The 22,239-nt window shown below is 42.7% G+C and carries 28 protein-coding genes; 7 read left to right on the top strand and 21 right to left on the bottom strand.

Annotation, left to right across the window (positions count from 1 at the left end; all coding sequences use genetic code 11):
* Nucleotides 1-5: 5 nt before the first annotated feature.
* From PHI47_RS04975 to PHI47_RS04895, 17 genes are all read right to left on the bottom strand, one after another.
* A complete protein-coding gene (locus tag PHI47_RS04975; RefSeq protein ID WP_299934419.1) occupies nt 6-779 on the bottom strand; it encodes an energy transducer TonB in 774 nt (257 codons plus the stop codon).
* Nucleotide 780: 1 nt separating this feature from the next.
* Complete coding sequence (locus PHI47_RS04970) at nt 781-1,359, bottom strand: globin (RefSeq protein ID WP_299934416.1); 579 nt, start codon at nt 1,357-1,359, stop codon at nt 781-783.
* A gap of 57 nt (nt 1,360-1,416) precedes the next feature.
* Nucleotides 1,417-2,787 (bottom strand): OprD family outer membrane porin, encoded by a 1,371-nt coding sequence (locus tag PHI47_RS04965; protein ID WP_299934412.1) that lies wholly within the window; start codon nt 2,785-2,787, stop codon nt 1,417-1,419.
* Nucleotides 2,788-2,796: 9 nt separating this feature from the next.
* Nucleotides 2,797-3,555 (bottom strand): molybdate ABC transporter substrate-binding protein, encoded by a 759-nt coding sequence (gene modA / locus PHI47_RS04960; protein ID WP_299934409.1) that lies wholly within the window; start codon nt 3,553-3,555, stop codon nt 2,797-2,799.
* Between the two features lie 12 nt (nt 3,556-3,567).
* Nucleotides 3,568-3,984, bottom strand: a complete 417-nt coding sequence (locus tag PHI47_RS04955; protein ID WP_299934407.1) for a TOBE domain-containing protein — start codon at nt 3,982-3,984, stop codon at nt 3,568-3,570.
* A gap of 273 nt (nt 3,985-4,257) precedes the next feature.
* Entirely contained in the window at nt 4,258-4,575 is a 318-nt protein-coding gene (locus PHI47_RS04950) for an addiction module antidote protein (RefSeq protein WP_299934404.1), read from the bottom strand.
* Nucleotides 4,568-4,867 carry a type II toxin-antitoxin system RelE/ParE family toxin gene (locus tag PHI47_RS04945; RefSeq protein ID WP_299934401.1) on the bottom strand — a complete coding sequence of 100 codons (300 nt, stop codon included), beginning with the start codon at nt 4,865-4,867 and terminating at the stop codon, nt 4,568-4,570. Before PHI47_RS04945 ends, PHI47_RS04950 begins: the two co-directional genes overlap by 8 nt.
* Nucleotides 4,868-4,909: 42 nt before the next feature.
* Nucleotides 4,910-5,686: a TOBE domain-containing protein gene (locus tag PHI47_RS04940; protein ID WP_299934398.1), complete on the bottom strand. Its 777-nt coding sequence runs from the start codon at nt 5,684-5,686 to the stop codon at nt 4,910-4,912.
* A complete protein-coding gene (locus PHI47_RS04935; RefSeq protein WP_299934395.1) occupies nt 5,686-6,477 on the bottom strand; it encodes a shikimate dehydrogenase in 792 nt (263 codons plus the stop codon). Before PHI47_RS04935 ends, PHI47_RS04940 begins: the two co-directional genes overlap by 1 nt.
* Nucleotides 6,474-7,886, bottom strand: coding sequence for an anthranilate synthase component I family protein (locus PHI47_RS04930; protein ID WP_299934392.1), 1,413 nt, complete (start codon nt 7,884-7,886; stop codon nt 6,474-6,476). Before PHI47_RS04930 ends, PHI47_RS04935 begins: the two co-directional genes overlap by 4 nt.
* A gap of 1 nt (nt 7,887) precedes the next feature.
* Complete coding sequence (locus PHI47_RS04925) at nt 7,888-8,778, bottom strand: SPOR domain-containing protein (protein ID WP_299934389.1); 891 nt, start codon at nt 8,776-8,778, stop codon at nt 7,888-7,890.
* 42 nt (nt 8,779-8,820) lie between these two features.
* Nucleotides 8,821-9,363: a DUF1882 domain-containing protein gene (locus PHI47_RS04920; RefSeq protein ID WP_299934386.1), complete on the bottom strand. Its 543-nt coding sequence runs from the start codon at nt 9,361-9,363 to the stop codon at nt 8,821-8,823.
* A 16-nt stretch (nt 9,364-9,379) separates the two neighbouring features.
* The gene (locus PHI47_RS04915) at nt 9,380-10,627 is read right to left on the bottom strand and encodes a serine hydroxymethyltransferase (protein ID WP_299934384.1); all 1,248 of its coding nucleotides are present in this window, start codon (nt 10,625-10,627) and stop codon (nt 9,380-9,382) included.
* Nucleotides 10,624-12,141 (bottom strand): lysine--tRNA ligase, encoded by a 1,518-nt coding sequence (gene lysS / locus PHI47_RS04910; RefSeq protein WP_299934381.1) that lies wholly within the window; start codon nt 12,139-12,141, stop codon nt 10,624-10,626. Before lysS ends, PHI47_RS04915 begins: the two co-directional genes overlap by 4 nt.
* 22 nt (nt 12,142-12,163) lie before the next feature.
* The gene (locus PHI47_RS04905; RefSeq protein WP_299934378.1) at nt 12,164-12,646 is read right to left on the bottom strand and encodes a Fur family transcriptional regulator; all 483 of its coding nucleotides are present in this window, start codon (nt 12,644-12,646) and stop codon (nt 12,164-12,166) included.
* Between the two features lie 3 nt (nt 12,647-12,649).
* Nucleotides 12,650-13,240 carry a CvpA family protein gene (locus PHI47_RS04900; RefSeq protein WP_299934376.1) on the bottom strand — a complete coding sequence of 197 codons (591 nt, stop codon included), beginning with the start codon at nt 13,238-13,240 and terminating at the stop codon, nt 12,650-12,652.
* Nucleotides 13,240-14,169 carry a GGDEF domain-containing protein gene (locus tag PHI47_RS04895; RefSeq protein ID WP_299934373.1) on the bottom strand — a complete coding sequence of 310 codons (930 nt, stop codon included), beginning with the start codon at nt 14,167-14,169 and terminating at the stop codon, nt 13,240-13,242. Before PHI47_RS04895 ends, PHI47_RS04900 begins: the two co-directional genes overlap by 1 nt.
* Nucleotides 14,170-14,370: 201 nt before the next feature.
* On the opposite strand from PHI47_RS04895, the gene PHI47_RS04890 reads away from it, so the two are divergent.
* Nucleotides 14,371-15,717, top strand: coding sequence for a class II 3-deoxy-7-phosphoheptulonate synthase (locus PHI47_RS04890; protein WP_299934370.1), 1,347 nt, complete (start codon nt 14,371-14,373; stop codon nt 15,715-15,717).
* Between the two features lie 76 nt (nt 15,718-15,793).
* On the opposite strand, the gene PHI47_RS04885 is transcribed toward PHI47_RS04890, so the two are convergent.
* From PHI47_RS04885 to gatC, 4 genes are all read right to left on the bottom strand, one after another.
* Nucleotides 15,794-16,198, bottom strand: a complete 405-nt coding sequence (locus tag PHI47_RS04885) for a Fur family transcriptional regulator (protein WP_299934368.1) — start codon at nt 16,196-16,198, stop codon at nt 15,794-15,796.
* Nucleotides 16,199-16,304: 106 nt separating this feature from the next.
* The gene (locus PHI47_RS04880; RefSeq protein ID WP_299934365.1) at nt 16,305-17,375 is read right to left on the bottom strand and encodes a type IV pilus twitching motility protein PilT; all 1,071 of its coding nucleotides are present in this window, start codon (nt 17,373-17,375) and stop codon (nt 16,305-16,307) included.
* Nucleotides 17,372-17,716: an arsenate reductase family protein gene (locus tag PHI47_RS04875; RefSeq protein WP_299934362.1), complete on the bottom strand. Its 345-nt coding sequence runs from the start codon at nt 17,714-17,716 to the stop codon at nt 17,372-17,374. Before PHI47_RS04875 ends, PHI47_RS04880 begins: the two co-directional genes overlap by 4 nt.
* Nucleotides 17,717-17,719: 3 nt before the next feature.
* The gene (gene gatC, locus PHI47_RS04870; RefSeq protein WP_299934359.1) at nt 17,720-18,010 is read right to left on the bottom strand and encodes an Asp-tRNA(Asn)/Glu-tRNA(Gln) amidotransferase subunit GatC; all 291 of its coding nucleotides are present in this window, start codon (nt 18,008-18,010) and stop codon (nt 17,720-17,722) included.
* Nucleotides 18,011-18,133: 123 nt separating this feature from the next.
* Here gatC and PHI47_RS04865 point away from each other — a divergent pair, with 123 nt between their 5' ends.
* The 6 genes from PHI47_RS04865 to hisG all read left to right on the top strand — a co-directional run bounded on the left by PHI47_RS04865 (nt 18,134) and on the right by hisG (nt 22,191).
* Nucleotides 18,134-18,730, top strand: a complete 597-nt coding sequence (locus PHI47_RS04865; RefSeq protein WP_299934356.1) for a hypothetical protein — start codon at nt 18,134-18,136, stop codon at nt 18,728-18,730.
* Nucleotides 18,730-19,728: a hypothetical protein gene (locus PHI47_RS04860; protein ID WP_299934353.1), complete on the top strand. Its 999-nt coding sequence runs from the start codon at nt 18,730-18,732 to the stop codon at nt 19,726-19,728. Before PHI47_RS04865 ends, PHI47_RS04860 begins: the two co-directional genes overlap by 1 nt.
* Nucleotides 19,728-20,549 carry a tyrosine-type recombinase/integrase gene (locus PHI47_RS04855; RefSeq protein WP_299934350.1) on the top strand — a complete coding sequence of 274 codons (822 nt, stop codon included), beginning with the start codon at nt 19,728-19,730 and terminating at the stop codon, nt 20,547-20,549. The genes PHI47_RS04860 and PHI47_RS04855 overlap by 1 nt, the downstream gene beginning before the upstream one ends.
* A 61-nt stretch (nt 20,550-20,610) precedes the next feature.
* On the top strand, nt 20,611-20,952 hold the full coding sequence (locus PHI47_RS04850; RefSeq protein ID WP_299934347.1) for a cupin domain-containing protein: 342 nt from the start codon (nt 20,611-20,613) through the stop codon (nt 20,950-20,952).
* 7 nt (nt 20,953-20,959) lie between these two features.
* Nucleotides 20,960-21,577, top strand: coding sequence for a type III pantothenate kinase (locus tag PHI47_RS04845; protein WP_299934344.1), 618 nt, complete (start codon nt 20,960-20,962; stop codon nt 21,575-21,577).
* Nucleotides 21,571-22,191 (top strand): ATP phosphoribosyltransferase, encoded by a 621-nt coding sequence (gene hisG / locus PHI47_RS04840; RefSeq protein ID WP_299934342.1) that lies wholly within the window; start codon nt 21,571-21,573, stop codon nt 22,189-22,191. Before PHI47_RS04845 ends, hisG begins: the two co-directional genes overlap by 7 nt.
* The last annotated feature ends 48 nt before the right edge of the window (nt 22,192-22,239 follow it).

Genomic DNA, 22,239 nt, shown 5'->3' with positions numbered 1-22,239 from the left:
TTCCTTTAGGATTTATGTAAACTGAAAGCGATAGGGATACTCAGTTCAAAGGTTTTTCCCAATGCGGGAAAATCACCGCTGAGGCTGAGAATCGTTTGTATCGCTTTGGTATCGAGTACGTTACTGCCACTGGTTGATTTAACCTGTGCCATTTCAACAGTACCGTTTGGTTGTAGAATAAATGTGACCATTACAACCCCTTCCAATCGCAATTTTCGTGCAATAGTAGGGTAGGTGATGGCATTTTCGATCATAGCTCGAATGTGTCCCAATGCCGCTCCGCCGATTTGATTATCTGAGTTTTTTGGTAATTCTTTTTCAGAGCCGGATGGTGTCAAATGAGGAGAATCATTGTCGTTTTTGGCTGGCGAAACTGAAGACGCGGATTGGGACACGGCTAGGGGCGCGGACGCCTCAGAGGACACCGAAGGAGTTAATGACGGTGTCCGCTCAGGGGTCGTAGAAATCAGAGGTTTTAAAGGAACCGTTAGAGGTTGTACTTTGGATGTTTGAACCGGTTTTTGTATCATCTGAGTTTTGTGCAAAACAGAGGTCTCCATCCGTTGTATATCACCGCTGGTCGACGTAAAATCCGAGAGGGAGATCGTGATCGTTTTTTCTGCTTCGGGCATAGGGATCGGATGAAGCGCTATATAATAAGATATGGCCGCCAACAGGGTAGCATGTACCCCGATTGAAGCGGCAAATGATTTTGTTTTTGATAAAGAGTTCTTATTGTGTATCTTTTTTGATATAACGGTAGGGTTTAAAAAAAACATCTCAGTTTTCCTCGTTTCCCATTTGCTTCCAAATAGAGGCATAAGGGTGGCGTTCGATCGGTGCAACGGTGGTTCGACGGTTGATCATACGGATAGAAAGCGGCTCGATCCAGTTCCAAAACTCTTCGATACGCTCAGGTGGCATACTCAGATCATTGATTGTTTTTTTGTACATCATCAGCCAAATTTCACGCCCTTTTTCATCGATAGTGATATGAAAATGGCGCATTCTTAGAGCGGGATGACCATGTACCGAGGTATAGGCTTTTTCCCCTCCGAGTGCTTCGACGAAAAAATCGGCGGTCTTTTCGGTTGCAAAGGTAAACATGGAATCATCAGCAGGGAAGAGATTGCCGATAGCACTTTTACGAAGTAAACCATGATGGTAACGGACCATTTGACGTATATTTTCTTCACCCCATTGTTGATAAAGGAGGATGGAAGGAAAAGCGACTTCGGGATAGACAAAGTCGATTTTAGCTTCGGCAGTATGGGGTGTCATACTTGCGCTTTGAAATGGTTTTGTTCCGCATGCACTGAACATTGATACCGGTTTTCCCTCAGACATTAAAATTGTCATGCTATTTCCTTTCGTATTCTTAAAACTTTACGTTAGCCCCCTCAGAGGGGAGATATATTAAAAACGGTAGTTCGCTTCCAAACGCATTTCGCGGTTAGATGTTTCTGCCGTTGCCAAAGTTGTTTGATCATTGTTCTGATCCATTAGACGGGCTTTAAGCTCTGTCCCTTTCCAATTACCGGAAAGTTTGTAGGTCACATCAAAGTTCCATTGACGGGTGTCACCGTTTCCGAAAGCTCTGTCGGTCATGCTTTGATACGGTTTTTTACTCGGATCACGGTCATAATACGAATAGCTTAGCATGGTGCTGACCCCTGATACGATAGCATTACAGTCATAATCAAACTGAGCTTTGTAGGCGTCTGTATTGGCATTCCAATCGGTTTGCGTCATACTGCGAGTATAGCCCTGCGTCGGGAATCCGCGCCAAGGTGCAATCATATCTGCACCGCCATCCGTGTGTGATGTTGAGAGTAAAAAAGTTGCCGCACGATAATTTGCTGTTGCTTTTAATGCCCAAAGATAGGTATCGACACTGTTGTCACTATCATAGTTGTTAACTTTAGGCAAGATAATATCTCCTGCACCTTTGTCATACTGTTGCATGTATAAACCGCCGAATCCGAGGATAACATCTCCCGCTTCGAGTGCGTAATTAGCTTCGAGACGGAGATGATCGACCAAATCCGGCCAATGCATTACCCAACCTTGGAGCTCAAGATTATCAATCGATTTATTGGTTACTCCGACGATAGTGACATTTGGAGCCTCACCGTGTGTCGCTCCGCTTGTGTGATACCCCGTGTCATAATAATTGCTGATTTTTGTAGGTGTGTCCAGTGTTTCGGCCATATTCCCAAAATAGTCCATACCGCGTTCTTTGATTTTATCGACATAGTTCAACTGTATCGTCGTGTTGAGCAGATCATTGGAAACGACATCAGCCCCCTCAAGCGCAATAGGGATCATTTTAGTATCGTTCGGAGACATCCATGGATTACTCATCAGCATTCGACCCGCTTTGATTTTACTTTTTGCAAGGTCATATTGCAAATACGCTTGCGCTAAAACCGCATACCCTTCACCGTAGCTATAAGCTGATCCCGGTCCTCGTAAGAATAGATCTTTGGCTGTATTGGCATTTGTACCGTCTTCTTTGTCCGTCCATCCGCCCGGGTTCTGGGTGGTATAGAGACCTGTACCGAAACTAAATCCATACAAAGGTGCCGTCTTATAAATCAAACTTCCGCCGATGGCAAATCCGGTCGCACTGTATTTGGCATCGTTATCCCAATCAGTAGCAAAATATTGAGCTCTGAGACGACCGTCCAGTTTTCCCTCTTTAAATGCTGAGGCTAAATCATCCGCCGCTTGAGCAAACACACAGGTTCCTAAAATCAGTGCGGTTGCAATACTTAATTTTGTCATGACAGATCCTTATTTTTTAGCAGGTAAGCCATACCCGTTTGCTTTTAAAATTTCTAATGCTTTAGCTGATGACATAAATCGGAGGAACTTTTTAGCCGCGATTTGATTTTCAGGAGAAGCGTTTTTGAGTCCTACCATTGCCTGATCGATGGTGTTATACGATTTAGGATCGACTTCAACCCATTTCCCGACATTTTTCATCTCAGGGGAGAGGACGATTGATTTGGCCATAAACCCGATATCGACCGCTTGAGTCGTGACATAGGCACCCACTTGTGAAATGGATTCGGCGGTAATGATTTTAGGTGCCGCATCATTCGCTACTTTGTAATATTTCATCGCGTTCATCGCTTCGATACCGTATGGGGCTGTTTTTGGATTGGCAACGGCGATTTTTTTAACCGATGGATCAGCGACAACGGCAACCCCTTTTGAGAGATCGGCACCTGTAGCACTCCAGAGGATTAGCGTCCCATAAGCATATACTTGTGATGGAGTCGTCGTAAACCCACCTTGTGCCAATTTTGCCGGAAACTCGACGTCGGCAGAGAGAAACGCATCGTAGGGTGCACCGCTCATGATTTGTTGCGTTAGTTTACCGGAAGATCCGGTGATGATTTTGACGCCGATTCCGCTTTCTTTAGTGAACACCTTGGCGATATCATCCGCCGCATACTTCATATTGGCCGCAGCGGCAACAGTGATCGTTTGTGCCGCAAGTGCGGAGGCAAACACAAGGGATGCCAATACAATTTTTATCAGTTTCATTGAGGTTCCTTTTTACAACATGCCGATAATGACACTAGAAGCTTTGAAGATAGCATAGACATCATCGTCTTTTTTCATCATCAGCTCATCGCACGATTCATTAGTAATGATTGAAGTGAGGGTAGTGTTTCCGATTGTCATTTTGATCTCAGCATTTACCGCCCCTTTGATCACTTCGCTTACGGTAGCTCGGAGAACATTACGCGCGCTGATACGCAACGGTTTGGTTTTCGCCAAAATAATTGAGCTCGATTTGATGAGGGCATAGGCACTTGACCCGATGGCTATTTCGAGATTCTTAACCGACTCATTGGTGAGAGTAGCGACAAGTTTTTCCGAACCGACTGATAAAATGAGTTCAGAATTTACCGCACCGGTGATAACTGAATCGACGGTACCGTATAGGGTATTACGGGCAGAGGTTAACATGGAGGCTCCTTTGTATCTGTTTTGATATAACGATAACTACAAACCTAACATTGCAAAAACGGTTCGCAAAAAATACGACAATTTCGTTATGTTTTGTAAGATATAACGAATTATAAGAAAAAAGTCTTAAAATTGTCCGACCGTTGATAATAATGCGTTATAAAAGTATTGTTTTATGATAGGGTATTTCGTAGTATTTTATATTGTTAAAAGATTCGTCATTCCCGACTTGATCGGGAATCCAGCTATTATAGTTTGAAAAGCTCGCCGAGTTTATGCGTGTGCGATTTTCGGCTGTATGGCTCCATTGATAGGGTCTGCATGAAGATTAAGACCGATTGCCTTCATAACCTTCATAACAGTACTGAATTTCGGCTCAGCACCCTCTTGAAATGTTTTGTAAAGGCTTTCTCTCCCCAATCCTGTTTCTTTGGAAATTTGGGTCATTCCTTTTGCTTTAGCTATATAGCCGACGGCTCTTAAGAGTTCGTCTTGATCACCATCCTCAAGAACTTGTGAAATGTATTCGGCAATAGCTTCTTCGCTGTCTAAATATTCAGACATATCAAAATCTGTAAGATGATTAGCCATTTTTATACTCCTTTGCCACTTCTTTGGCTTTATTAATATCTCTTTGTTGGGTTGATTTATCCCCACCGATTAAAAGGATGATGATTTCTTTGTTTTGAACGAAATAGTAAACCCGATATCCCGGACCCAAATCGATCTTTAACTCGGACACACCATCACCAACCGGCTCAGACTTTCCGAAATTCCCTTGCGCCATTCTGTCGATTCCTCGACCTATAGCGATCTTGGCTTTAATATCTTTGAGCTTTGAATGCCAATGAGTGAATTCATCTGTCTTTTTGGTTTTATACATAGGAATAATAGTATCCTAAAAGATACATTCTGTCAAGAGAGATTACAGCCCGATAATAATATGCAACGGCGAAATAATAGCGTAGGCGGTCATTCCGACTTGTAGATTTTGGAGTGAATCTTGTTTTTCGAGGGCGATGAGAAAGGTACCACCATCCAAGCGCAATCCGATCTCGATATTTACCCCTGAAGTTTCAAGGGTTTCTACCGTACCGGCGAGGACGTTATCCTCGGCGTCGGAAGAGGGTGGTGTGGAGACGACATGGATATCGCTCGATTTGATAATTGCGTAGGTATCGCATCCCACTGTGAGCCCCATATTGAGTACCGATTTGGCGGTGATGGTAGAGCGCATGACATCCGAACCGCTGAGGGCGAGGGTGAGGGTGGAATGCAGACCGTTTGTATGGATTTCTTTGAGTACACTCGGGAGCTGATTACGAGCACTGGTAGTCAGGAAGGTACGGCTTAAAATTCGTGCCAGACGTTCAGGATCATTACCCGCTTCTGAGAATCGGTCGATAAACTGGCGGTGAAGTTCGTTAAATCGGTGGAAGGTTGCGATCAGTTCACGGGCATAGGGGGTAAGTTTTGTTCCTCCGCCCCCTTTGCCTCCGGTTGTCCGTTCGATGAGGGGCTGATCGGCGAGGGCATTCATGCCGTTGATTCGCTCCCATGCCGCTTTGTAGCTCATTTTCATCTCTTTGGCGGCAGCATGGATTGAACCGATTTTATCGATTCGCTCCAGCAGTTCGATCCGTCCTGAACCGAGAAAACTTTGCCCCTCTTTGGTGAGCCAAAAACGTCCGTCGATTTTCATTAGAGGTTAAAGCTGTGTTTCATAGGTACTTCGATGGTTTTAAGTGCAAACTCACCGCCCAAAAAGAGGTACGAGGCTAAAACGCCTTGTGCCAAGAGCATATCAGAACCATCTTTGTAGGGGAGGCCGCTGACTTTGATTTCACGTAGAAAAGGGGTTTCTTTCCCATAGATAACATCAACCGCCCCTTTGGATCGGGATAAGAGTTCTAAAAGCAGCGGTCGTGGGATGGGCAATTCCTCATCACTTAGTCCCGCCGAAGTGGTGTTGATAATCAGATCATAATCTTTAGCGGTAAAACCGTCCCAACAGTATGCAGTTATCCCTTCCTTGGTAAAAAAATCCAGCCGCCCGGGTGAGCGGTTGAGAATGGTAGGGGTTATTTCTCCTCGAAGCAGTGCGATCGAGAGTGCACGTGCTGTTCCGCCTGCTCCTAAAATTAGCGCATTTTTGATAGGGCCGAACGATTGTATGGCACTCATAAAACCGTCTGCATCGGTGTTATAACCAATGAGTTTTCCTTTTTCATACACAATGGTATTGACGGCTTTAATCGTTTTTGCGATACCTCGTACTTCGTCACATTGGGCGTATGCTGCTTCTTTGTGTGGGACGGTGATATTGGCACCACTGAGTTTTTTGGCTAAAAAAACGTCACGCAGCTGTGAGCTGTTATTCAAATGGGTTCGGGAGTAGCAAGCACAAATGCCTAACGCTTTGAAGACACTGTTATGCATCAAGGGTGAGCGTGAATGGCTGATGGGATCACCGAAGATACTGAAAATCTTCATAGCGGTTTGACCAAATCATCTAAAGTACTGGTAAGAGCACCGAGTTTGTTGGTCACTTCAAGGTATTCGAGCTCGTGCACCGAATCGGCGACAACTCCCGCTCCCGCTTGTAAAATAACGAAATCCGGTTTGATAAGGGCGGTTCGGATAGTGATCGCACTGTCCATATTCCCGTCAAATCCGAAATAACCGATGGTTCCGCTGTAAAAACCGCGTTTTACCCCTTCAAACTGGGCGATAAGTTCCATCGCACGGATTTTAGGGGCACCGGTCATGGTTCCTGCGGTGAAAGTTGCGGCAAGGAGGTCGAACATATCTTTATCCTCTGCGATTTGGGCATGGACATCGGATACGATATGCATGACATGAGAATAGCGCTCGACGTGCATCATCTCCTCTACTTTTACCGTTCCGGTTTTGGCAACACGTCCGACATCATTACGACCCAAATCGATCAGCATCAAATGTTCAGAGAGTTCTTTGGGATCGGAAAGGAGTTCCTCCTCGAGTTCTAAATCCCGTTGTTTGGTCCCTCCGCGTTTACGGGTTCCTGCGATAGGACGCAGCAAGATATCTCCGTCGCTGAGACGTACCATTACCTCGGGTGAGCTTCCGACGATACTGAAACCCTCATATTCCATTAAATACATGTAGGGAGAAGGATTCTTAAGTCTCAAAATACGGTAAAAACTAAACGGATCAACCTGCGCATGGCGGATGTAGCGGTTGGTCATCAGAATCTGAAAAACATCCCCGCTTTTAATCATCTCTTTGGATTCATCGACCATAGAGAAAAATTTCTCTTTGGTATGGATAAACTCTCCCCCTTGATCTTCCCGTATCGCTTTTAACGGGGTGTATTGATAAGGAGCCTTGAGATTCGTCTCGATCTCCTCAAAACGGCTTATCATTGATTCTACACAGCTTAAAAGGGTAATCGTCGCATTTTTATGAGAGACGACGAGAGTAAGCTTCGGCAGGATGAGATCCATATCGGGGGTTTGTGTCTGATCGATAAGATTGCTCATGGAATCTTCGAGAACATGTTCGAATACCTGTACCATATCGTATCCGATATAACCGATAAATCCGTCGATGTAACCTACCTTCAGCTCACGTGCACGTTCACGATAAGCCGCTTGATCGAGTTTACGATAATACTCTTTTAAAAAATCAAACGGGGAGATGTCAAGCTGGTGTGATTCATTTATTGAATCAATATAGACACTTTTTTTATCGGCATAGATAAGCCGTTCACGTGCTCCTATGACGATAATAGTGTAGTTGCCTTCGCTGTTTCCGGCACTTTCAAGTAAAAAACTCACCTCACCCGGGAAAAAGCTTTTAGCCTTTTCATAGACGGCGATCGGAGCGAATTGGTCGAGAGAAAAATGGCGCGATGTGATCACATTATTTCCCTGTTATATAGGCGCCGGATTCAATGTTCTTACGAACGGTTCCGAGCACGTCACGTGCTGCTTTTTCACCTTGGAACGGTCCAACCATTACTTTGGTTGATGCTCCGTTTGGAACGGTGATGTATTTTAATCCGCTTGCATTAAGACGATCAAATAACGCTTTATTCGGCTCTTTGCTGAATGACCCTACTTGAATGTAATACGTTCCTCCGTCTGCAGCAGCTTTCGGGGTAGTTTCCACAGGTGCTTTCTCAGCTGCTTTTTGAGCAGTTACAGCTATCGTTTTGCTTTCTTGAGCAGGGATTTTTTTCGCTTCTGCTACTTTTTTCGCTTCTGCAGCTTTTTTTGGTTCAGTTGGTTTGACACTTTTAATCGTAGGGGTATTGACGACCGGTTGAGCCGCTTTAGGTGCAGTTTGTGCCACCGTCGATTTAGCCGGAGTTTTTGCTTCCACTTTAGGAATGACTGCGGCAGCAGGAGCTGGTGTTATCGGCTTTGCTTGTTGAACAGGAACATTTTGTTGCACCGGTGCTGTTGGAGCAGGCTGAGATGCTGCTGGCGCGGCAGTTTGAAATGATTCTTGTTTGATTTTTTGCGCAATTTTCCCTAAATCCTGAGCAGACGTTTCATTTCCTCCCTCTTGGATCACTTCTACCGGTTCGAAAAGCGGATCATCGATCACTTCAGTGGGTGCGGATGGTACCGGAGGAACAGCAGCATGCGGCGCTGGGGCTTCGTTTTGCGTCTTAAGTGAATTCATAATCACCAATACAATGATCAGAATAAGAGTTAATGCCGCAATTGCCAATAAAAGCTTTTTACTGTTTGATCGTGATCCGCTTTTGTTGAGGATGATATCGTTGAGTTCGTTTTTTTCTTCCATCTTAGTCCCGTTCCTTAGGTGTCATAGTTATAGAGTATCGAGTTACATGTGCTTCGACCATGAAGCACCACGCTCTTTTGCGTACACTTCATAGGGAAGGTTGAGAATGTTATATTCCATCGGCAACTCAAGCGTAGGGAACATTCTCCACTGTTTTGGTTGTTTTGCGGCTAATTTCATGGAAATCATTTTACCCAGTTGATCAGCCTCTTGTAAAGTAGTATGACCTTTATGGATATAAACATGCAAATGGCCCGGTGTTTTGGTTTCAAACGCTGTAAAATTGATAAATCCCTCTTCACGCAAAAGAAGTTGTGTTTTGTGGTAAAAACGTTGAGGATCGTTTCCGTTGTAGTCGATAACAATATTTTCTACTTTATTGAACTGGTTAATCAGCGAGTGGGCAACAGTAATCTGTTTTTTGAGATGCTGATCGATGATTGACTGGGTCAATGCCTTATCAATCTTTTCGTATTTATTGAAAAAAGTCCGCCCTTTGTAATCGATTTTATTCACAACATTATCATGCTTCAGCCAGTAATGATCCGAGATCATTTTAATGAGTTTCATATCCATCGATGTCATGGGCTACCTTTATTTATTAATAGGTTGGTTGTTTATAAATAATGAAATTTTGTGCTAATGCTTTCAACTCATCTTTGATGGCGGCTTGCTTTTCAGTATTTTCGATATCGTCCAAAACGTCTGCAATTTTATTGGCGATGAGTTCAAATTCTTTTTCTTTCATACCGCGTGACGTGAGAGCAGGGCTTCCGATACGGACTCCCGATGTGACGAATGGAGAACGTGTTTCACCCGGAACGGTATTTTTATTAACGGTGATTCCTGCACGTCCCAGTGCAGCATCGGCCTCTTTCCCGCTGAACGGTTTGTTCAAGAAGGAAACGAGGATGAGATGGTTATCGGTTCCGCCGCTGACGATATCATAACCGCGTTTCATTAACACATCGGCCAACACTGCCGCATTCGCTTTCACTTGCTTAGCGTATACTTTCCATTCAGGAGAGAGATTGAATTTAAATCCGACCGCTTTTGCCGCGATAACGTGAACCAACGGTCCACCTTGAAGCGCAGGGAAGATAGCGGAATTGATTTTTTTGGCGATCTCTTCGTCGTTGGTCATAATCATACCGCCGCGAGGACCTGCGAGAGTTTTATGCGTTGTCGTAGTAACAATATCGGCGTATGGGAACGGGCTAGGGTGCTCACCGGCACATACAAGACCTGCGATATGAGCGATATCCGCGAACAAAAGTGCTCCGACTGCATCAGCGATTTCACGGAACTTAGCAAAATCGATTTCACGAGCGTAGGCTGAAGCACCGCAGACAATGATTTTCGGCTGAACGATTTTAGCAATATCCATAACACGCTCGTAGTTGATACGACCGTCAAGCTCTACACCGTAGGAAAAACTGTGGTAGTTTTTACCCGAAAAACTTACTTTTGAACCGTGGGTCAAGTGACCGCCGTGGCTGAGATCCATACCGAGAAGTTTGTCTCCCGCTTGCAATAATGCTGCGTACACTGCACCGTTTGCTGATGAACCGGAGTGTGGTTGCACGTTGGCAAATTTACATCCGAATAGTTCGCATGCACGATCAATCGCGAGTTGCTCAACACCGTCTGCGTATTCGCATCCGCCGTAGTAGCGTTTTGCCGGATAACCCTCAGCGTATTTGTTGGTAAAGACCGAACCCATTGCTTCCATTACGGCCGGAAGGGTAAAATTTTCAGAAGCGATCATCTCCAAATGGTCACTTTGACGTTCGAGCTCTTGCTCACATAGGGCGTAAATTTCGTTATCGAATTCTTTGAGGAAACTCATTCTTCTTCTCCGTTGTTGATTTGGTTGTGTTGTAAAGGTTTCATAGCCGGGAAGAGCAATACGTCCCGGATCGAGTGTTGGTTGGTCAGCATCATGACGAGGCGGTCGATTCCGATTCCTTGTCCTGCGGTTGGTGCCATTCCGTAAGAAAGAGCAGTAACAAAATCTTCATCCATCTCATGGGCTTCATCATCGCCGGAGTCTTTGGCTGCCATTTGCCCCTCAAAACGCTCTAATTGATCGACAGGATCGTTAAGTTCGCTAAATGCGTTTGCAATTTCACGTCCGGCAATGAAAAGTTCGAAGCGGTCGGTCAGTTCAGGACGTTCGTCATTACGGCGTGCAAGCGGTGAAATTTCAACGGGATAATGGGTAATAAACGTCGGATTAATCAGTTTTTCTTCGACAAATTCATCAAATAATTCGCCTTGAAGCTGTCCGAGATTCATTGCGGCATTGGCTTCGAGGTTTTTGGATTTCAAATAGGCCAAAATAGCTTCTTTGTCATTAACGATCTCCTCCGGAACACCGCCGATAACACTCAAACTTTGGATCAATTCGATTTCGGTAAATTGATCGAAATCGACTTCAAACTCACCGTAAGGGAGACGTTTAGGGAGATTAAGATGATCGAAAAGATATTCGAAATATTCTTTGGTAATCTCGATTAGGTCTTTATAGGTTTTATACGCCCAATAAAACTCGATGGAGGTAAACTCAGGGTTATGGGTTGCATCCATCCCCTCGTTACGGAAGTTGCGGTTGATCTCAAACACCGCCTCAAATCCGCCGACGATAAGACGTTTGAGATAAAGCTCAGGGGCAATACGTAAAAATCGATCAACGCCCAAAGCATTATGATGGGTGACAAATGGTTTGGCATTGGCACCGCCGGCGATCGGATGCATCATCGGAGTCTCAACTTCCAAAAATCCTTTATCTTCGAAGAAACGGCGGGTTAGACTGATTACTTTGGAACGAATGTGAAATGTTTTACGCACTTCCGAGTTCATAATAAGATCAAGATAGCGCTGACGATAGCGCATTTCTTTGTCTTGGATACCATGGAACTTTTCCGGTAGCGGGGAAATTGCTTTGGTAAGTATGGTGAGTTTGTCGGCATGGAGTGAAAGCTCACCGTGCTGAGTGACAAACGGATACCCGCTCACTTCGATGATATCACCGACTTCGATCAATTTTTTAAAGACGTCATTGTAAAAATTTTCAGGAAGGTTGTCACGTGCAACGTAGATTTGGAGCATACCGCTTTCATCTTCGATTTTAAGAAAGCTCGCTTTCCCCATGAGTCGATAAAGTTTAATCCGTCCGGCTACCGTGTAATGGCGGTGTTCATCACGTTTTTCCTCTGTTTGGAACAAATCGGAGTTAACGTTGTGAAACTTATCGATCGTTGTGTTACGATTGGAGTTATTTGCATACGGATCAATCCCGAGGGCTCTGAGCGCTTCAGCTTTTTCGATTCGTTGTTGTACGTATTGGTTTTCAAATGCCAATTTTTTTCCTTCTTTACTATGTTTATTTTGTCGTTTTGTCCTGGCAATTTTTGCAAATGCCGTATATTTGCATAGAATGCTCTTGCATGATGAACCCTAATGCTTCGGTAATATTTTTTTGACGCTCTTCAATCGCTTCATCAACAAACTCGGTAATAGTGCCGCAAGTTGTGCAAATAATATGATCATGATGATCTTTTGCCCCTAATTCGTATTTTTTCCCTTGCGCTCCAAATGAGAGAGAAGTAACCATGTCAGACTCTTCCAAAAGCGACAACGTACGATAAACGGTAGCAATTCCTGTATTGAGTTCCGGATGCTTTTGTTGAATCAAATGATGGAGTCCCTCAGGGGTGAGATGCTCATCAGAATTATAAAGCATCTCTAAAATGACTTCACGCTGAATCGTAAATTTGAGACCGTTAATCTTTAATAATTGCTTGAAGTCATTTAAAAGTTTATTGTATTCAATAGTTCTTTCAGTGAAATCGGTATAAGAATTCATAAATTATTTTTCCTTTTTCGAACCATGTTGGATAGTTTTTTCATTCGTTTTTTCACTAGATTCTGCGCTATCGGTTTTATTTTCATCTCCAACTAGCGATGTGACATCATCTGTTTCGATGTGGAGGATAAAATCTCCCGTAGCAAACATCGGTTTGTAAAAAAAGCTATTCGCCATTTTAGGCTCAAAGTTTTCTCGTATAGCCGTTACGCTGAAAAGAGCATAGACGATTATAGAGATAATAAAGAAAAATTTACTACTTCCGACAAGAAATCCAAGGACCCGATCGAGAGGCCCTAAACCGCTGAGAGAACTTAACTTTTTAAATCCGGCACCCAGTGCCACCATAAGCAGCCAAAAAATCCCCAAGGCAAAAATAAATCCGACTAGATTAATTGCCGTTGCGCTTTCAAAATGAAAAATATTTTCACTTAAAAATTTTCCGATAAACCCGCCGATGTGTGAAGCGACATAGACGCCGCCGACAATACCGACCATTCCAAATATTTCTTTTGAAAAACCGTTTAACAATCCTTTAAGCCCCAAAAGCAAAATGATCGATCCTACAGCAAGGTCAAAATAATTCATATCCATTAAAACTCCATTTCAAGACGGTCTTTGCCATTCTTTTTAGCTCGGTATAAAGCAACATCTGAGCGTGTGATAATTGCATCCATCGTATCACCTTCAATAATCTTGGTTAATCCGATACTGAGTGTGACCGGAATCTGTTGATTTTGGAATAACGGTTTGTTGTTGCGACAGAGATTCAAAAGTCGTTCCGCTACGAGTTGAGCTCCGGCTGAATCGGTTCGGTTGAGCAATATGATAAACTCTTCGCCTCCGAATCGATAAACTCGATCTCCGTCTCTTAATGCTTTTTTCAAAAGTTTCGCAATGAAGATAAGAACTTTGTCTCCGGCAATATGGCCGAATCGGTCATTAATTAATTTAAAATTATCGACATCGATCATGAGTGCAAAACTTTCAAAATCCAGTTTTTCTTTTTCGAGAACTGCTTTTAAATGTTCTTGAAGTGCATAGCGGTTAAATGCTTTGGTGAGAGGATCGAGAGAAGTCTTCATCTCTAAAGTTTTAACTTGTTCCAAAAGGGTGTAAATCACATCATTGGCTCGAGTTACTTCATCGCTCAAATGGTCTTGAATAGCACTGAATTTTTCGGAAATTTTTCCGAAATCAATCAGAGCTGAGGCAGTTGTTTCTCCAAGCAATTCAGCATGTCTTTCGGTAATTTCCCCGATTTTCATATTGGTAGCAGCATAAGAATCGATACTTTTTTGTGCTAATTCTTTATACTCTTCGGTTGTACTGCTTCGATAGGCTTGTAAATCAAATTCGCCTGAGACATAAGCATCCAAAACTTCGTGGGTAGCAGTAGCAATAAGTTCTGCAAACTCGGTAGGGTTAATGGTTGCCTGTGAGTTACTTAAAGAGTCCAACTGGATTGTGAGTTCTCTGCAAAAATGGATAAGTAAAGGGTTGACTAGGTTCGTTTCCACCATTTGACCTTATTTGTGTTTCGAAGGTTCAAATACCTCTTTATCGTGGAGAAAAAGGCAATTATAAAACTTTCTAAAAGTTATGCCATTATACTTTTTCTAACATAAATCTAACTTTTGCTCCTGCCAATCAGTCCCTTTTTAGGATAAAAGGATAAAATTCGTGAACTAATAATTATGGTGCGTAAGCACGCAGGAGATGATATGAGCACATGGAGCCGATCCAGTTGGAGAGAAAAACCGATTAAACAACAGCCGACTTATCCGGATACGGCAGTTTTGGAGCAAATCGAATCACAGCTTCGCAATTATCCTCCTCTTGTTTTTGCAGGTGAAGCACGTACCCTGAAAAAGAATTTTGCAGATGTATGCGAGGGTAAAGCATTTTTACTCCAGGGCGGAGATTGTGCCGAGAGTTTTTCAGAATTTCACGCCCACAATATTCGTGATACTTTTAAAGTCATGATGCAAATGGCCGTTGTTATGACATTTGCCGGCGGAGTTCCGGTCGTCAAAGTAGGGCGTTTGGGCGGACAGTTTGCAAAACCCCGTTCATCGGATAACGAAACGATTGACGGTATAAGTCTCCCTAGTTATCGCGGTGATATTATCAACGGTGTTGATTTTAATGAAACAGCCCGTATTCCCGATCCGCACCGTATGGTGCAAGCCTACAATCAATCGGCGGCTACACTTAATCTACTCCGTGCATTCGCATCCGGCGGATTAGCCGATTTACATCAGGTCCATGCATGGAATCTAGGTTTTGTCGGACAAAATGAGATGACTAAAAAATACGATGAACTTTCACGCCAAATCGATGACTCACTACGTTTTATGGCGGCATGCGGGATCACTTCGGATACTTATCGTACGTTACGTGAGACCGACTTTTATACCTCTCATGAAGCATTGTTGCTAAATTATGAAGAAGCATTTACGCGACAAGATTCACTTACCGGTGAATGGTATGATGTATCGTCACATATGTTGTGGATCGGTGACCGTACCCGACAACTTGATGGTGCACATGTTGAGTTTATGCGCGGAATCAAAAATCCGATCGGGGTTAAAGCAGGCCCCTCTATGGATCCGGAAGATTTGATTCGATTGTGTGATATTTTAAATCCTCATAACGAAGCAGGGCGATTGAATGTCATCGTCCGTATGGGGGCGGATAAAGTTGGAGACGGAATGCCTGCATTAATCCGTGCCGTTGAGAGAGAAGGGAAAAAAGTTCTTTGGAGCTGTGATCCGATGCATGGTAATACTATCACCAGCGGTGGATATAAAACACGCCCCGTTGACTCGATTTTGAAAGAGATGAAACAGTTTTTCCAAGTTCACAAATCAGAAGGCACCTATGCGGGAGGGGTTCATTTAGAGATGACCGGCAAAAATGTTACCGAGTGTTTGGGTGGATCGTTTGAGATTACGTCTGAGAATCTAAAAAGCCGCTACCATACGCACTGTGATCCTCGTTTGAATGCGGATCAGTCGCTTGAACTTGCATTTTTGATCGCTGATACACTTAAAGAAGCGCATCGCTAATTAATCGTTCGTGGTGAGCTTGTCGAACCATGAACATCCTTCGACGAGCTCAGGACGAACGGTAGCCTGAACTTTTTTATTTCTTTTGACAGCTTGGGCAAACGCCTGAAATTACAATCGATATTTCTTCTGCAACGTATTGGCTCATCCTTGTTGTGTCTTGAAGTAATACCAACGGATTAAACGGTACATCTTTGAGCTCACCGCACGTTTTACACATGACATGGGCATGGGATTCTTTTTCAATTTCATATTTGGTTTTTTGCCCCGGTATTTTCACTTCGCGAATCAGACTGACATCCAACATGGTATGAACATTTTTATAGAGTGTAGCTAATGAAATAGAGGAAAATTTTTTACGAATAGCACTATAGAGATCATCAATGCTGATATGTCCGGTATGGTACATTAATTCTATAATAGCAATCCGCTGCGGTGTTGCTTTGAGCTGATGAGATTTTAGTAAGTGTTCATGTTTCATAATGAGGGAATTATAAGATATTTTTAGAGTTAAAAAGCATAAAGAGATTTAAACGGGAAGATTCTTGAAATAATTTTTAAGATATTTCCCCCCGGCAGGGAGAAATTTACATCGATTCGATGATACGGAGTAGTTCATCCGGCTTGTTGGAATATTGCAATGCAATGTCTTTACTGACGATTTTCTTACGGAGGAATTCAATGATTTCCTGTGTTTGTGTTGTCATACTTGTAGCTGTTTGATTGAGCTGCATTTGTGAATAGAGTTGATGAACCTTATCTTCGCGGATCAAGTTGGCGATTGCAGGATTAGTAATCATAATCTCTTGGGCCGCAATACGACCTCCACCGATTTTCGGCAAAAGAGCCTGTGCAATAACGGCGATCAGGGACGTAGAGAGCTGTGCACGTACTTGAGGCTGTTCATCCCCCGAAAAAACGTCAATAATACGGTTAATCGTTTGAGGAGCCGAATTAGTATGGAGTGTTCCGAAAACCAAGTGACCCGTTTCCGCAGCAGTTAGGGCAGCAGAGATTGTTTCACGGTCACGCATCTCCCCGATTAGAATAACATCCGGGTCTTCACGCATTGCGTATTTCAATGCTGCAGAGAAACTTTTGGTATCGGTTCCGACATTTCTATGGGAGAAGAGCGATTTTTTGTTGGTGTGGACAAACTCAACAGGATCTTCGACCGTTACGATATGCCGTGCTTCATTCATATTGATTTCATTAAGCATAGCGGCCAATGTCGTCGATTTACCGCTACCGGTAGGGCCGGTTACAAGGATTAGTCCTTTTTCCCTTTTTATAATCTCTTTGAAGATTCTTTTTGCATTTAAATCATCGAGAGAGGGGATAATAACAGGGATAATACGGAAGGCACAGGCCACATCATCCATTGTACGATAATAGTTGGCACGAAATCGTCCTACATCAGGAATAACGATTGAAAAGTCAAGTTCATTATTCTCCTCAAACATTTTTTTCTGTTTCTCGGTGAGGAGAGAGTATCCCATCTCTTCAATCTCACGTCCGTCAAGAATAGGAAGATTTAGGGCAACCAGACGTCCGTCAATACGTATTTGCGGTTCTGAACGGCTAACAAGGTGTAGATCTGACGCTTTATAGGCGACGACACTTTTAAGGAGTTTATAAATATCTAATCCAGCATTCATGAGTGAAATATTCCTTCGTAATGAGATTGATCGTATCCGATAATAAGGTTGTCGCTATATTCAATAATAGGGCGTTTGAGGAGAAGGTTATGATTCCCCATCCATTCAATTTTGCCATTTTCATCTAACGACAGATTTTTAATGCCGAGTGTTCGATAGGTTGTACCTTTTGTATTCAACAGTACACTCATATCGGATTTTTTTAGCCATTCTTCAATTTTTTCTCGTGAAACAGGTGTCACTTTGAAATCATGAAAAGTATAAACTATGGAATGTGCATCCAAAAACTGAAGAGCTTTTTTAACACTCCCGCAGCTTTTAATCCCATAAATGTGTGTCATATTTTACTCGATGATCTTTGGAACGATGAAAAAATGTTCTGACGCATGGGGTGCGTGTGACAAAATATCATCATTGATAGATTGATCGACGATTCCTATATCTTCACGAAGAGACGTTGCCGTATCGGACATTGCAAATGTTGCACTGATACCATCCGTATTTAATTCGGAGAGATTGTCAACGAACGAAACGATTTCACTTAACTGCGATATCATCTCCTCTCGTTGATCTTGCGGTATTTGAAGATATGAGAGTTTTTCTAAACGTTGTAAGAGGTTTTCGTCGATTTGCATGGTTAACCTAAGTTGTGATAAATTTATGAAAAATAATTGTACCCTAAAAATAGGTTCACAAAACTTTAACGTAGGGTAAGATATTATTGCTCTAATTAATGATTGTGAAAGACAGGAGCTGTTTTGAGTCTAAAAGAGAATATGGATGCCCTCAAAGAGGAACTTAGTTCTGAAGAGAAATTTTTCGAAAGTGCTATTCGAACCGAACGTTTTGTGAAACGGTATCAAAAACCTTTGATCGCTGTCGTAGTTGCATCGCTGTTTGCCGTAGGTGGAGCTATAGGATATCAAACCTATACAAAAGCTAAAATTGAGAGTTCGAATGTAGCATTTAATGCTTTATTAGCTAATCCGGCAGATACAATAGCACAGCAGACTCTTAAAAATGATAATCCTGCATTGTACGATGTCTGGAAACTTTCACAAGGAATTTCTCATAACGACATTACTGTGTTAGAGGGATTGAAAAAATCTGAAGCATTTGGTGTTTCCGATATTGCCGCATATGAAGCCGCTGCGATCAAGGGGGATATGCAAGCGCTTGACGCATACACCAAACAACAGGGTGCATTGTACAAAGATCTAGCGTTGCTAGAGCTTGCTGTTAGTGCGATTGAAAAGGGTGATACAGTATTGGCACACCAAAAAATATCTCTTATCCCTGAAGATTCACCACTTTATACAGTGGCTCAGTCGCTCTCTCATTACGGAGTAAAATAATGAAAATCACCTTAATCGCGTTATCCGCCGCATTGGCCGTTATGTTCAGCGGATGCTCACACAAAGAAGTCTTTAAGCCTGAACATGTGAAAGGTGAATGGCGCAATGCCGGACATCTGAGTTCATCCATACAGCAGGTAACCCAATCGGCTGCTGTTTTGGAGAATGGGCATCTTCTTTCCAAAGACGGAGAGAAAGTACTCAAACTTCCGAAGGATTATCGTCTGATTAATGCCAATGATACATGGATTATCACCGCGAGTCCCGATGGCAATATAGTTTTATTACCACATGATGGGAGTGATTCGAAGGTAACGTTTGATTTTAAACGTGGCGTTGCTGCGGCAAGCATTCAAGGTGATGTCGTTGCGGTTTTATTTACCAATAACGAAATGGCTTTGTATTCACTTGAGAGTAAAAAACTTCTTTTTAAAGAGTCTTCTAATGCCGCCATTGCCGTGGATACTCGAATCGCGAATCCTTATTTTCTTAAAGAACTTGTTATGTTTTTAACGTTGGACGGGAAAATCGTTATCGTTAATTCTGAGACAAAACAAGTTTTGCGTTCGGTCGTTGTGGGTTCAGATGAATATTTCAATAATATTACGTATATGAACGTTATCGACAATAATCTTGTTGCGTCAACCGGGAATACGGTATTAGCTCTTTCACAAAAAGAGGCACGTGAAAAATATGAGATTCGAAATATTGCTTATGCTGCTGATGGGATATGGTTAACAACGAAACAGGGTGAAGTTATCGCACTAAGTCCAACATTGCAGTTTAAAGCAAAGAAAAAATTTCCGTTTGCCCATTTTGTCGGGATCAGTATCCAAAATGACCGTGTGTTTGTTTTGGAACAAGAAGGTTACCTGATTGCATTGAGCAAAAATCTTTTGATGCATGATGTGTATGATGTTGATTTGGACAGTGATAATAAAATATTTGTGGGAGACGGTCAGTTCTATTTTGATGACCGCTATATTAATATCAAATAATGTCCGGAGAGCTGGAAGCTTTTATTGAATACATTACGGTCATAAAGGCACTAAGCCCTCGAACCATCGAGGCTTATACTCGTGACTTGAATGATATCGAAGAAGCCGCTCACAAACCTCTTGTGGAAATCGATTCAAATATGATTTTCCGGATACTTGGGACTATTCCTAATAAACGTACCCTCAATCGAAAGCTTTCTTCGGTTAACTCCTTTTTAGATTTTTGCCATCGCAGTCGATTTGACTCGGCATCGTCGAAATTTACCCTCTCAAAAGTACCGAAAAATCTTCCCAAATATTTAACTTTTGAAACCATACAATCCGGTTTAGAAATGATTGATCGCAGCGAATGGATCGGACTGCGCGATTACGCGATACTTCTCTTTTTGTACGCGACCGGAGTACGGGTTAGTGAATGTTTAATGGTTGAAGAGGGTGATATTGAGGGAGAATGGCTCCGTATTCGTCACGGTAAGGGGGAGAAAGAACGTTATGTTCCCATTGCACAGGAGGCACTGAAAGCATTAAGAGCCTATCAGAACGCATCTCCGTATCATCGTCGAACATTGTGGCTAAACTATCGCGGAGAGCCTCTTAGCCGTGTCTCTGTTTTTAAAATTAACCAAAAATATTTAGGTATTTCTCCCCATGCTCTGCGCCATTCTTATGCGACGGCACTGATTCTCGGCGGAGCGGATTTACGGGTTGTTCAAGAGTTGTTGGGACATTCTTCACTGTTAACAACTCAAATTTATACCCATGTTCAAAAACAAAATCTTCAAGATACCGTATTGAGACATCATCCCATGGCAATAAGTTGATATTGATCAAGTTTTTTTCGTTTTTAAAAAGCTATTATCTACGTTAAAAAAGGATATACCTATGACCTATGCTTCATTTACAGCGGATGTTATCTTTGGCGATAAACAGCCTGTTATTACACCACTGATTACGAACGAGTTTACCAAAGAGATACGGATAGCTTTCCGCGCAGGGCAATCGATGAAAGCCCACAAAACATCGTTTCCGATTACGGTAATGATCGTATCGGGTGAGATCGATTTCGGTATCGCTGATGAGAGAATCATTTTTGGTGCGGGAGATGTTATTGCGCTGGAACCCAATGTGATCCATGATCTCAACGCACTAGAAGATTCGATTGTTCGCCTGAGTCTGCATAAAGGGGACAGTGTCGCACGGGTAAGCGGGGTACTTAAGCTATAATATCGTCATGATATTATGTGACGTTGGCAATACATCGGTTGATTTGTTCATCGAGGGGCAATGCAGTAAGTTCAGTGCAGAGGATTTTGATCCCGCAACACTTCGAGATGATGTCTATTTTGTGAGTGTGAACACTGCTTTCAATGAACGTATTCGAGGCTATCCGAATTGGCACGATCTTAGAGCGTTCATTGATTGGGATAAATATTACCCGACGATGGGCCTTGACCGGATTATGGTGTGCGAAGCGGTAGATAATGGGGTCATTGTCGATGCGGGGAGTGCCATTACCGTTGATCTAATGCATGATAGTGTATATCAGGGGGGATTTATCTCACTGGGACTTCGTGCTGCGCAAGAAGCGTACGGGCGACTCTCTCCTGCACTTGAAATGTCATTTAACTTTGAGGTTGATTTGACTATAATGGCGAAAAATACTCCCGATGCACTTACGGTCGGTTTTTTCGCCCCTTTGATTGAAAAGATCAAGGGTTTTGAAAAAACCATTTTTTTAACCGGAGGAGATGCTCGGCAATTGTCTCATTTTTTACCTGAGGCAGTTGTGGTGGAAGATTTGATCTTTCAAGGGATGAAAAAGTTGATTGAAAAAGGTGTTAAATGCTAAGTGTCGCACTCCCAAAAGGGCGAATTGCTGAGGATACGTTAGAAATTTTCGAAACGATTTTTGGAAGCAGTTTTAAATTTGATGATCGTAAATTGATTCTTCAAACCGAAAATTTTAAATTTTTGTTGGTACGAAATCAGGACGTTGCAACCTATGTTTATCATCAGGCCGCCGATATCGGTGTGGTAGGTCTTGATACCCTCGAAGAGCAAGGATTGGATGTCATTCGTCTTTTGGATCTACAAAAAGGAAAATGCCGTGTCGCTATCGGGATGCGTGCGGGAGAAAAACCGGATTTTACGAAAAGTGAGATCAAGGTAGCGACCAAAATGGTGAATATCACAAAGCGCTATTTTGCAGAGCGTGCGGTAGCGGCTGACATAATCAAATTGTATGGTTCCATCGAGCTCGCTCCCCTCGTAGGGCTTGCCGATATGATTGTTGATGTGGTTGAGACGGGAAGTACGATGAAACAAAACGGGTTGGAAGTGGTTGAGACTATCATGGAATCGACGACACACCTTATCGCGAATAAAAACAGCTTTTTTGAGAAGAAAAGTGAAATTTTAGATATTTATGAAAAAATTAATACTCTTTTGTATGGTGTAAAGTAAAAAGTTCACTATTGATTAACAATAAGTACCTACAATAAGTACACGTAA

The sequence above is a fragment of the Sulfuricurvum sp. genome, assembly GCF_028713855.1.
GTDB lineage: Bacteria > Campylobacterota > Campylobacteria > Campylobacterales > Sulfurimonadaceae > Sulfuricurvum.
Note: the sequence above shows the minus strand (reverse complement) of the source record. Positions and strands in the feature narration are given on the sequence as shown.